The sequence below is a fragment of the Kitasatospora sp. NPDC056184 genome (assembly GCF_042268405.1).
GTDB lineage: Bacteria > Actinomycetota > Actinomycetes > Streptomycetales > Streptomycetaceae > Kitasatospora.
In genome coordinates this window covers 159,292-170,629 of the sequence record NZ_JBHJUI010000019.1, presented here as the reverse complement: position 1 = coordinate 170,629, position 11,338 = coordinate 159,292, and the positions used below count along the sequence as shown (strand labels likewise).

Below are 11,338 nucleotides of genomic sequence, written 5' to 3'. Positions count from 1 at the left end.
TGTCCTTGATCTGGGCGGCCGTCAGGCGAGAGGCAAGATGGTAGGCCGGGGTGCCGTTCTTCTGCTCCATCCCCTTACGGGCGGCGGGGCCGGCCGCAGCGAGCGCCTTGGCGTAGACGGTGGCGTCGTCGACCCGGTCGTCGCTGTCGGTGTCCGTCGGGCTCCAGGTGCTTCCGGGCTTGGTCTTGTCGCGCGTGTAGATAGCCGTTCCCGTGTTGATCACCTCCATCCAGAGCATCGGCTCGTCGCTGTCGCCGAGTGTCATCTTCGTCTCGCTCCGGCCTTCACGGGTCGGGGTGTTGAAGTTGACCCGGCCGGTACCCGCGATCACGGACCCCTGGCCGTCCGCCGTCGCGGTCGTCTTCATGGTCTCGGTGGCGGCATACGGCGTCCGGTCCGCATTGGCCAGCGCCACCGCGGGGTCGAACGCGCCGGACGCGTCGACCGGCGCGCCCGTGGCGGTCGCGGTCGGGGTCGGCGTGGTGGTCGCGGTGGGCGTGGAGGCCCCCGCAGTCGCGGTCGCGCTCGGAGTGCTGCTCGCACTCGCGGCCGGCGTGGCCGGGGTGCTGCCGGCGGCCGGAGCCGACTGCGCGTCGCCGTCGCCGCAGGCCGCCACGGCGGACAGGCTAAGCAGCGCGGCAGCGGTGATCAGGGTGGTACGGCGGATCGTCACGTCTACTCCGTCAGATCATGGGTGAGCAGGGAGAACACTTGCACGAACCACCGACATCCGCGACAGCGTTTCCCGGCGCGCACACCGAGCACCCGGCGCGAACTGCGACGCGCCGCTACGGCGGACCACCGTGGAGGACGACCACGGTCGGGCCCTGATCGGCACCGTCACGAGCGCCGCGACACAGGACGCCCGCTTCCGTCCCGGGAAGAGGCCTCACGGACCATACAGCCACCACCAACCGCTGCCTCCAACTGGAGCCCGACGCCTTCCGGGCCCGGCCCGCCGACCTGCTGGCGCACATCCCTAACCGCCGACACCCCCGCTGGGGCAAGACCTGGAGGAACCAGCTGCCGACCTGCTCAACGACGGTCAGCACCGAGGCCACGCGCGCTCTCAACCGGCGCCTCCCGCAGACGTCCTTGCCCGATCGGCTGAACAGCAGGTCGCTGCTGCCCCTCGGCCGCCGGGACTACCGGGCCGAGAACATCCCCCAGGAGATCCCCACGGCCTGGCTCGACGTCCTCCGACGAGCTCCTGCGCGACTGCGCGTCCGCGGTCGTCCGGGCCCGGGCCACCGGCCGCGAACGGCGCCTGGCACCCGCCATGCGGCCCCCGCTCTCCCCTCCCGGCCGCCCCGACCCCATCGGACCGGAACACCGCGTGATCAAAGCCCTGACCACCCACGCGCCCACGCAGAGATACCGCCAGCTCATCAAGGCGCCGACGGCGTACGCCGGCTCTCCGGCCCAAGCACCGGAGGAGGGCCCGAGGGCCTTGACTGTAAATGTGTCAAGGTCGTGTCAAGGTCCCCCGGGCCCCGACCGCCGATCAAGGCGGAGAAACATCAGTGCTACGAGCGACCGGCTCTACTCGGTCCGCAGCGCGGTGGCGGTCCGGGATCGCGCCGCCCAGCCGGCCGGCAGCAGTGCCCCGAGCAGGGCGATCGCGATCCCGCCGGCCAGCAGCGGGAGCAGTGTCCAGGCGGTGTAGACGTGGGTCACGCTCGACGGCAGGTTCCTGCCGATCGCGCTCACCATCCGGGTCATCGTCGCGTTCTCCACCGCCATCCCGATCGGGACCCCGATCAGCCCGGCGATCAGGCCGGTGAGGCTCACCGAGGTCAGCACCATCGCGATGGTCTGCTTGGGCGTCATCCCGAGGGCCTTGAAGATCCCCAGGTCGTGGATCCGTTCCCGGGTGTCCTGCACCACGGTGTTCAGCACGCCGAGCCCGGCGACCGCGACCATCATCAGCGTGAGGGTGGCCACCAGGGCGCTCATGATGAGCACCGTGGGGTTCGGGTACGTGATGTTCGGGGTGGCCTCGGCGTGCAGCGGGGTCAGCGCGGGGGCAGCCGAGCGGGACCAGTCCGAGCCGCTCGTGTTGTCGGCCAGCTTGACGTTGAACTGGGTGATGTACGGCGTCAGACCGGCAGCGGTGAACGTGGCATTGTCGGTCATCACGACCCCGCTGCTGCTGCCGTCGAAGTCGACGCCGACGATCCGCAGCGGCAGTCGCTTGTCGTCCTGCCTCACGGTGAGGGTGTCGCCGACGTGCATCCCGGCCGCCGAGGCCAAGTGGTCGTTGACCACGGCTTCACCGGGGTTCTGGTACCAACGGCCTTGCAGCAGAGCCAGATTCGTCCAGGACAGGTCGCCGGTGGTGGTGTCCACAATCGTCAGGTCCCCGTTCGGCGCGCCGATCACGGTCGCGCCACTGTTGCCCCAGCCGAACGCGGCCTTCGTGCCCGGGACCGAAGCGATCGCGGCGGCCACCTTGGTGGAGTCCAGGTGGGGATTGGCAGGGCCGCCGCCAGGGGAGCGGAAGCCGGCGGGCACGCCGGCGGGCACCACGATCACCGACGCGGCGTTGAAGCCGGCGGTATCCGTGGCCGTGTACTTGGTGAACGCGGTCTCCAACCCCACCGCGAAGGTGACGCCGACCGCGCCGAACAGCACCGCGGCGCCGACCAGCACGGCCCGGGCCGGCTTGGCGAACGGCTGGGCCAGCCCCAGCGACATCGGCCGGGGCAGCGGCAGCCTGCTCGCCAGGCGCTGCGCGCCTCGGCCGCGCTTGGCCTTGGGCGCGCGGCCGACGACCAGGGTCTGCACCGCCGGCATCCGGCCGGCCCGAACTGCCGGGACGAGCGCGGTGACACCGACGATGACCAAGGTCCCGATCGGCACGACGAGGCTGACCCACACCGGCAGGCCGGTGTCCGCGGCACCGAGATCCTTGCCGGCTCTGCCCAGGACCGGAACGGCCAGCACGTTGCCGAACAGCGTGCCGCCCGCCACGCCGATCGCCGCCGGGACCAGGGCTTGTGCGGCGTAGGCGCGGGCCACCTGCCCGGGGGTGAAGCCGAGCGACTTCAGGATCCCGATGCGCCGGATTCCCGAGACCACCGCGCCGCTGACCACGATCGCGATGATCAGCACCGACAGGAACAGACCGAGGACGCCGAAGACGACCAGGAACGGCACGAAGGACTTCGCGCTGCCGACGACCTGCTTCTCCACGGCCAGGTAGGACTGTCCGCTCTCGACTGAGCCGGCCGGCGCGACGGCGGCGATCGCCTGCTTGTCCGTGGTGAGGTCGGCGTCGGTCCCGGACTTGGCGAACCGGTAGAGCATCTGCTCATCGGTCTTGGCACCGGCGGCGGTCAGCCGCGCGAAGCCTTCGCCGGTGAGGAAGCCGGTCGCGGTCCTGGTCAGCGAGTTCGCCAGGCCGACGACCTTGAACGAGGGCTTGCCCGGCAGCGAGTCGAACACCACGGAACCCTCTGGGCAGCTACGGATCCATGAGAACAGGACGATCTCGTTCGCGGTGGTCGGCCACCTGCCCTGGACCAGGGCCAGCTGATCCAGACCGGAGGTGGCGGCCAGGTCGGGTCGGGTGGTGGCGACGACCGGCTCGTTGGCGCGACCGGCCAGCGGCATGCCCGGGACGATGTTCGCGGTGCAGTCCGTGCCGTAGGTCGTGTTCAGAGCGGCGGTGACCGGGTACGGCCCGGACGCCCCGGTGACGCCGGCGGCGTGCGCGGTGGCGGCGGCCTGCACGGCAGTGGCCTTCGAGCCGTCGAACCGGACCGACAGGTGCGCGCCGTTCCGGGCCTTGAAGGCGTGCTCGAACGGAGCCTGCACGACGGCCAGCAGACCGAGCGAGAGCACACAGGAGGTGACGGCCGCGAACGTCGTCAGACCCATCACGAGGGACTGCACACGACGCCGGCCGACGCCGGAGCGCACGACCCTACCCAGGGCGCTCATCGGCCCGCTCCCGCCGGCAGCAGACGGGCCACGGCCCGGAAGGAAGCCTCGCACAGGCGCTGGGACGCCAGCGCGGGGAGCCCCGTCATCGGACCGCTCCCGCCGAGCTGGTGGAGGTGGCGCCGCTGACCGCGTCGACCACGTCCCGGGCCACGGCACCGTCCACCAGCTCGATCGTGCGCCGCGCGGTGTTCGCGGCCAGCTGGACGTCGTGCGTCACCAGCAGGACGGTCTGGCCCTCGGCGTTCAGCTCCAGCAGCAGCCGGCGCACGTCCTCGGCCGATTGCGAGTCCAGCGCGCCGGTCGGCTCGTCGGCCAGCAGCAAAGCCGGACGGTTCATCAGGGCCCTGGCCACCGCCACCCGCTGCCGCTGACCGCCGGACAGCCGCTGCGGGTAGGCCTTGGCGTGCCGGTCGATACCCAGCGAGGCGAGCAACTCGATCGCCCGCCGCTTCACCTCGCCCTTGCCCATCCCGGCCAACTGCGCCGGAACCATCACGTTGTCCAGCACCGTCAGGTCGTCGAGCAGGTTGAAGAACTGGAAGATCATGCCGATGGAAGCCCGCCGGTACTTCGCCGAACCGGCCTCGCCGAGCTGGTCGACCCGGGTTCCGTTGACGGTCACGGTGCCGCTGGAAGGCTTGTCCAGACCGGCGATCAGGTTCAGCAGCGTCGACTTGCCGCTGCCGGAATGGCCGAGGATCGCCACGCAGTCACCAGCCGCCACGGACAAGGTCACCCCGGCCAGCGCGGGCGGGCCGTCATCGTACTTCTTCGTCGCGGCCCGGAGATCGATCATCGGCTCATTCGTCATGGCCACGAACCTAGGAACGGACCATGATCCACCGCGTCGGCCGGCGGATGTCACCTCCCCCAGGCCATCGGCCCGGCGGCGTACCCCGCGTACACCCCCGGGACGACGCGCGGAGCCGACGCCGATCCATACGATCTCCGTATGGAAGAGCTGCTCCAGCGTTTCTCGACATCGAAACCCGTGACCTGGCTGACGTCGCGGGCCGTGCTGCTGGCCGCCGCCGGCTTCTACTCGCTGATGCTCTTCTGGACGATGCCGCTCGGTCAGCTCCGGCGCTCCGGCGGCCTGTTCCGGTTCCCCGACCTCGGGCCCGACCAGATGATCGGTCTCTGCGTCGTGCTCGCCCTTCCGGTCCTGCTGGTGCGCCGGCTGCCCGCTACGGTCTTCACGGTGGTCCTGGGCGAAGCAGCCCTCGGTGACCTCTTCGGCGCGAACCCCTGGATCGTGCTCCTCCTGCTCCTGGTCCTGGCCGGACACCTCGCCGCCCGGCGGCCGACGGCTGGCGCCGTCGGCTCCGCCGCGGCCGTCGCGACCGTGTTCGCCGAGCGCACCCTCGGCTACCACAGGGAATCCGTCGGCGACGCGGCCCCGCGGGCCGGGCAGCTCGCGTTCGTGTTCGCGGTCGCGTGGGTCTTCGGCGGCGTGTACCGCAAACGCCGCGAGTACCTCGAAGCCCTGCACGAGCAGACCGCTGCCCGCATCGTCATGGCCGAGCGGCTGCGGATCGCCCGCGAACTGCACGACAGCGTCGCGCACAGCATCGGGATCATCACGGTGCTGTCGGGAGCGGCGGCGCGCGTCGTGGAGACCAAACCCGAGCAGACGCGGCAGGCACTGACCGGCATCGAGACCACCAGCCGGGAGACGCTGCTCGGGCTGCAGCGCATGCTCGGAGCACTACGCCGCGCCGAGCCCGACGACGCCACGCCGCAGGCCGCTCCGCTGGCACCGGGCGGCAGCCTGGCGGACGTCCCGCGGCTCGCCGAACGCACGGCCGACGCCGGGGTGCGGGTCCACGTGACCTGGCGGGGCGAGCAGCGTCCGCTGCCGCCGGAGATCGAGCTGTCGGCGTTCCGGATCGTCCAGGAGTCGGTGACGAACGTGGTGCGGCACTCCGGTGCGCGGACCTGCCGGGTCGCGGTCGGTTACGAGCCGACAGGCGTGACGATCGAGGTGATGGACGACGGGGACGACGGGAACGGCGGGCCCGGCCGTCCGAGGCCCCCGGCGGCGACCGGCGGCAGCGGCTTCGGCCTGCTCGGCATGCGCGAGCGGGTCACGTTGCTGTCCGGCCAGTTCAGCGCGGGCCGGCGACCGGAGGGCGGATTCCGGGTGGCTGCGAGGCTCCCGGCATGAGCGTGCGGGTGCTACTGGTCGATGACCAGCCGCTGATGCTGGTCGGGCTCGCGATCCTGATCGGCGACACCGACGACCTGGAGGTGGTCGGCCAGGCCGGCAACGGCCGCGAGGCGGTGCGCCTGGTGCGTGAACTGCGGCCGGACGTCGTGGTGATGGACATCCGGATGCCGGGCATGGACGGGATCGAGGCGACCCGGCAGGCCACCGCCGAGCCGGACCCGCCCAAGGTGCTGGTGCTGACGACCTTCGACGACGACGAGTACGTCTACGGCGCACTGCGCGCCGGGGCCGGCGGATTCCTGCTCAAGAGCATGGCCCTGGACGCCATCCTGGACGCGATCCGCGTGGTGGCGGCCGGCGACGCGTTGATCGCGCCGAGCGTGACCCGACGGCTCATCGCGGACTTCGCCGCAACGTCCGGCCCCGCGGCCCCCGAACCGGACTCCAGTCTCATCGCGGGGATCACCGACCGGGAGCGCGAGGTGCTGGCACTGGTCGGACAGGGGCTGTCGAACGCCGAGATCGCCGAGCGGTTGGTGATCAGCGCGGCGACGGCGAAGACGCATGTCGCGCGTCTGTTCGCCAAGCTCGAAGCCCGGGACCGCGTCCACCTGGCGATCACCGCCTTCGAGGCCGGACTCGTGCCGCGCAGACGGTAGGGCAGGATGAGAAGAACGATCGAGACCCCGAGTTCGCCGCGCTCCAGATGCGCCGGCATACCCACCTGGCCGCAGCAGGATTCGAGTCGACACCGCCGGGCGGAGGAGACTGCCGGTGTCGAGGCCCCCGTCCCTCTCATGGTCGTTGCAGAGGTCGAACCGGAGCAGCCTGACACCCCTCGGCTGCGCCCTGTCTGACCGTCAGGCGGACTACGCCCCCCTCAGCATCTTCACCGAGCCGTACGATTCGAACGGCTACTACCTGCTGGTCCTCGCTCCGGAGCCCGGCAACAAGGACGCCGACTCCTGGGAGATCGAGATCTGCCGCTGGGAACCCGACGACCCTGACGACGAGGAATGCGGCAGCGCGACCGGCCAACCCCTGATCCGCTGCGAACTGCCCGCGTCACCGACCGCAGCCCGGCTCGCCGACCTGCTGGACACGGTCGAGCGGCAGGCGGACCTTCTCGCCGAGTGGGCCGAGTCACCTGTCGGCGCGACGCTCGACGGAACGGATCTCGTGGTCACCCGCGGACGCGACAACTGAGTTCGACGCCTGTCCGCCGAACCGCCGAGCGGTGGTTCGGCGGACAGGCCGCTCCACCCGGGTCGGCGACGCGAACCACGTGAACCGGCCGCGGGTGTGGAGGCGGGTGGTGTCGGCGGGTCGGGTGGCGATGTCGTGGATCAGGGCCCGTCCGCACAGGAGTTGTCCGGAGTGGTCGGGGTCGGGTTCCTGCCAGGAGACCATGACGGGGGTGCCGGCCGCGAGGCCGGCGAGGCCCTGCTTGCGGGCGGTGCCGTCGCCGGTGGCGAACGAGGTGATCCAGGTCGTCGGGGCCGGGCGCCCGGCCCCCGGCCAGGAGGCCGGCGTCAGCACGTGCCCGGTGTCGACGACCCGCTGCGGCATGGCGGTCCGCACCCGGCCGGCCTTGACGTCGCGGCGCACCACTGTGGCGCCGGCCCGACCAGCCCGCACTCGTACGCGAAGATCACCGCCTGCACCCGGTCCCGCAGACCCAGCTTGGCCATGACCCGGCCGAGATGCTTCTTCACCGTGGGCTCCGCGAGACCGAGGGCGGCGGCGAGTTCCGTGTTGGTCAGGCCGCGGGCGGCCCCCAGCAGGACCTCCCGCTCGCGGGCGGTCAGCACGCGCAGCCGCTCCGCGCCGCCGTCGCCGTCGTCCCCGGCGGCGGGGAGCCGGTGCGCGAAGCGGTCCAGCAGCCGCCGGGTCACCCGGGGGGAGACCACGGCGTCCCCCCGGGCCACGTCGCGGATCGCCCCCAGCAGCTCCTGCGGCCGGCTGTTCTTCAGCAGGAAGCCGCAGGCCCCGGCACGCAGCGCCTCGAAGGCGTACGCGTCCAGGTCGAAGGTCGTGAGCACCAGCACCCGCGTCCCGGGCACCTCGCGCAGCAGCCGCCGGGTCGCCTCGATGCCGTCGGTGCCCGGCATCCGCACGTCCATCAGCACCACGTCCGGCCGCAGCCGCCGCGCCAGCTCCACCGCCGCCGCCCCGTCGGCCGCCTCCCCGACCGGCTCCATGTCCGGCTCGGCGCGCAGGATCAGGCCGAACGCCAGCCGCAGCAGTTCCTCGTCGTCCACCAGCAGCACCCGGATGCTCACGGCGCGCCCCCGGGATCCAGCCGTACGAAGACCCGCCAGCCGCCGCCCGGCCGCGGGCCCGCCTCCAGCACCCCGCCGAAGGCCGCGGCGCGCTCCCGCATCCCCGTGAGACCCCGCCCCGACCCGGCGGATCCGGGGCGCCCGGCGGATCCCGGCCGCCCGGTCTCCGCGGCCCGCCCGTCGTCGGTCACCTCGACCGTGACCGCCCCCGGCGCACAGGACACCCGCACCTCGGCGCGCGACCCCTGCGGCGCGTGGCGCAGCGCGTTGGTCAGCGACTCCTGGACGAGCCGGTGCACCGTCAGCTGCGCCGCGGCCGGCACCCCGGCGGCCTCGCCGTCCACCCGCAGCCGGGTCACGAGGCCCGCCGCCTCCATCCGCTCGCACAGCGCCCCGAGCTGCCCGATCCCCGGCGGCGACCGCCGCTCGTCCCCGGGCCCCGCGTCGGGACCGGCGTCGGGACCGGCGTCCTGGAGCAGGTCCAGCGCCCGCCGCATGTCGGTCAGCGCCTGCCGCCCGGTCTCCGCGATCCGGGCCGTCACGGCGCAGGCGTCGGTCGGCCGCGCGTGCCCGAGCGCGTCCGCCAGCGCCACCACCACCGACAGGCCGTGCGTCACGCTGTCGTGCAACTCCCGTGCGATCCGGGCGCGTTCCTCCTCCACCGCCCGGCGCTCCCGCTCGTCGCGGTCCCGTTCCAGCCGCGCCAGCCGCTCCGCCCGCGCGGCACGCCGGACCCGGGCGTTCGCCCCGAGCAGCGCGCTCGCGGCGACCGCCGCCGTCATCGCGGCGGCCGAGGCGAGGAAGCGGCCCTCGGGCGCCCAACGCACCGCCGCCAGCACCGCCCCGGCCGCCGCCACCAGACCCGCCGCCCACGCCGACCGGGACGGCGCCCGCGCGGTCACCGTCCCGAGGGCGACCAGCAGCGCCGCGTCGGCCGGCAGCTGGACACCCAGCAGCCACTGCGCGAGCGCCGCGGGGGCGACCGCCCCGACCGCGGCCCGGGCCGCCCGCCGCCGCCACACCAACGGCAGCACCAGAGCGGTCTGCAGCGCGAAGCCCGTGCCGTCCGCCACCCGCCCCGGCCCGAGCGTCACCAGGAACAGGGCCGCCGCGAGCGCGGCGTCCGCCACCACGGGCGGCACCCGCCCCGGCAGCCGGGCGAGGGCGCCCGGCGGGCCCGTCCGTACCGCGCCGGTCTCGGTCATCGTGTCCGTCCTCGCGTCCGCGTCGTCCGGCGTCCTCGCCGGAGCCCCACGGTAGGGCCCCCGCGCCCGTGAAGGCGTCCGCCCACCGGCGGAGACCGGGGCTCCTGCGGGACACCGGGGGCTCCTCCGCGCGGAGGAGCGCACGCGCCCCGGGGCGACCCGCGCCCACCGGCGGGATCGTCCCCCGGCAGGGCGCCCCGCACCCCCCGGCGGCGCAACCCTGGTGGCGACCCCGCAACCGCACCGCCCGAGGAGCCCGCCCATGCCCCCGACCCGCCGCGCCCTGCTCGGCACGCTCGGCGCCGCCGCGCTCGCCACCGTGGCCGCCGCCCCCGCCCCGGGAAGCCGCCCCGCCGCCCCGGCCGGGGGACGCGGCCCCGCGCACGCCCCCGACTCCCCCGCCGCCCCCGTCCCGCTGCACCTGCCCGCGCCCACCGGGCCCTGGCCCGTCGGCACCGTCGCGCTGCACCTGATCGACGACAGCCGCCCCGACCCCCTCCTCCCCGCCAAGCCCTACCGGGAGCTCATGGCCGGCCTCTGGTACCCGGCGGAACCCGGCGCCGGCCACCCGACGGCCCCCTGGCTGCCCCCGGCCGCGGCGGCCGACTGGGACGCGCACTCCGCACCGGCCCTCGGTGTCCCCGCCGGCGCCGCCGACTGGCGGGGGATCAGGACCCACGCCCGCACCGGCGCGCCCGTCGCCCGCCGCGCCGGCCGGCTGCCCGTCGTGCTGTTCTCCTCCGGCGACGGCGGCTCGCGCGCCCTCGGCACCACCCTGGTCGAGGAGCTGGCGAGCCGCGGCCACCTCGTCGTCGCCCTCGACTCCACGTACGAGGCCGAACAGGTCGAGTTCCCCGGCGGCCGGGTCGAACGCGCCCTCCCCCTGCCCGACGACCTCACCCCGGAGGTCATCGCCGCCCTCCTCGCCGAGCACTCCCGGGCCCGCCTCGCCGACGCCCGCTTCGTCCTCGGCGCACTCGACCGGCTCGCCCGCGGGGACCGCCCCGACACCGGCACCGATCCGCTCCCGGACGGGCTCGCCGAAGCCGCCGACCCGGCCAGGACCGGCGTGCTCGGGCAGTCCCTCGGCGGCTCCGTCGCCGCCCAGCTCGCCCACGACGAGCCCCGCGTCCGCGCGGCGGCCGACCTCGACGGCGCCCTCCTCGGACCCGTCGCCGACAGCGGCCTCGCCAAGCCCTTCCTGCTGATGGCCTCCGGTACGAAGACCCTGCACACCGAACCGAGCTGGGCCTCCTGCTGGGCGGCGTCCACCGGCCCCCGGCACGCCCTGCGGCTGCGCAACGCCGCCCACGGCTCGTACACCGACCTCCAGGTCCTCCTGCCCCAGCTCGTCCGCCGCTTCCCGGTCCCCGACGCGGCCGGACTCATCGGCACCGTCGACCCCCGGCGCTCCCTGGCCGCCCAACGCACCGCCGTCGCCGCCTTCTTCACGCGGTACCTGACGGGGCGGCCCACCGACTTCCTCGACCGGCCCGGCGACGACTGGCCGGAGCTGGAGGTGCTGCGCTGAACCGGCCCGCCCGGCACCCCTCGCCGCGCCGGGCGGCACGGCCGTCCGGCCGGTGGCGGGGCGGACGTGGGACGGGCCGAGGCACGGAGCCGGCACGACCGGAGGACGGCCGGACCTTCTGTGCCTTCCCGCGACCCCGGCGCCGCGTCCTGATCGCAGACATCCGGCGAGCAGGAGCCCGTCGCCGAGTGCGGGACCGGCT

General features: G+C 74.1%; 9 protein-coding genes and 1 pseudogene. 4 read left to right on the top strand and 6 right to left on the bottom strand.

Annotated elements, in window-relative coordinates:
- The 3 genes and pseudogenes from ACFC0B_RS30480 to ACFC0B_RS30470 all read right to left on the bottom strand — a co-directional run.
- Window positions 1-673, bottom strand: a pseudogene (locus ACFC0B_RS30480) (hypothetical protein); the annotation flags it as partial.
- A gap of 869 nt (window positions 674-1,542) precedes the next feature.
- Window positions 1,543-3,882: an ABC transporter permease gene (locus ACFC0B_RS30475; RefSeq protein WP_376092932.1), complete on the bottom strand. Its 2,340-nt coding sequence runs from the start codon at window positions 3,880-3,882 to the stop codon at window positions 1,543-1,545.
- Between the two features lie 148 nt (window positions 3,883-4,030).
- A complete protein-coding gene (locus tag ACFC0B_RS30470; protein ID WP_376092929.1) occupies window positions 4,031-4,759 on the bottom strand; it encodes an ABC transporter ATP-binding protein in 729 nt (242 codons plus the stop codon).
- Window positions 4,760-4,939: 180 nt separating this feature from the next.
- Between ACFC0B_RS30470 and ACFC0B_RS30465 the strand changes: the two genes are divergently transcribed.
- From ACFC0B_RS30465 to ACFC0B_RS30455, 3 genes are all read left to right on the top strand, one after another.
- Window positions 4,940-6,115: a sensor histidine kinase gene (locus tag ACFC0B_RS30465; RefSeq protein WP_376092926.1), complete on the top strand. Its 1,176-nt coding sequence runs from the start codon at window positions 4,940-4,942 to the stop codon at window positions 6,113-6,115.
- Window positions 6,112-6,777: a response regulator gene (locus tag ACFC0B_RS30460; RefSeq protein ID WP_376092923.1), complete on the top strand. Its 666-nt coding sequence runs from the start codon at window positions 6,112-6,114 to the stop codon at window positions 6,775-6,777. The genes ACFC0B_RS30465 and ACFC0B_RS30460 overlap by 4 nt, the downstream gene beginning before the upstream one ends.
- A gap of 115 nt (window positions 6,778-6,892) precedes the next feature.
- Entirely contained in the window at window positions 6,893-7,324 is a 432-nt protein-coding gene (locus tag ACFC0B_RS30455; protein WP_376092920.1) for a hypothetical protein, read from the top strand.
- Here the strand turns inward: ACFC0B_RS30455 and ACFC0B_RS30450 are convergent.
- Genes ACFC0B_RS30450 through ACFC0B_RS30440 form a run of 3 tightly spaced genes read right to left on the bottom strand, consistent with a single transcriptional unit; the run spans window position 7,262 to window position 9,605 of the window.
- On the bottom strand, window positions 7,262-7,687 hold the full coding sequence (locus ACFC0B_RS30450) for a hypothetical protein (protein WP_376092917.1): 426 nt from the start codon (window positions 7,685-7,687) through the stop codon (window positions 7,262-7,264). The two genes, ACFC0B_RS30455 and ACFC0B_RS30450, sit on opposite strands and share 63 nt — an antisense overlap.
- Window positions 7,651-8,400, bottom strand: coding sequence for a response regulator (locus ACFC0B_RS30445; RefSeq protein WP_376092914.1), 750 nt, complete (start codon window positions 8,398-8,400; stop codon window positions 7,651-7,653). The genes ACFC0B_RS30450 and ACFC0B_RS30445 overlap by 37 nt, the downstream gene beginning before the upstream one ends.
- Window positions 8,397-9,605 carry a sensor histidine kinase gene (locus ACFC0B_RS30440; RefSeq protein ID WP_376092911.1) on the bottom strand — a complete coding sequence of 403 codons (1,209 nt, stop codon included), beginning with the start codon at window positions 9,603-9,605 and terminating at the stop codon, window positions 8,397-8,399. Before ACFC0B_RS30440 ends, ACFC0B_RS30445 begins: the two co-directional genes overlap by 4 nt.
- A gap of 262 nt (window positions 9,606-9,867) precedes the next feature.
- Between ACFC0B_RS30440 and ACFC0B_RS30435 the strand changes: the two genes are divergently transcribed.
- A complete protein-coding gene (locus ACFC0B_RS30435; protein WP_376092908.1) occupies window positions 9,868-11,136 on the top strand; it encodes an alpha/beta hydrolase family protein in 1,269 nt (422 codons plus the stop codon).
- Window positions 11,137-11,338: the final 202 nt, after the last annotated feature.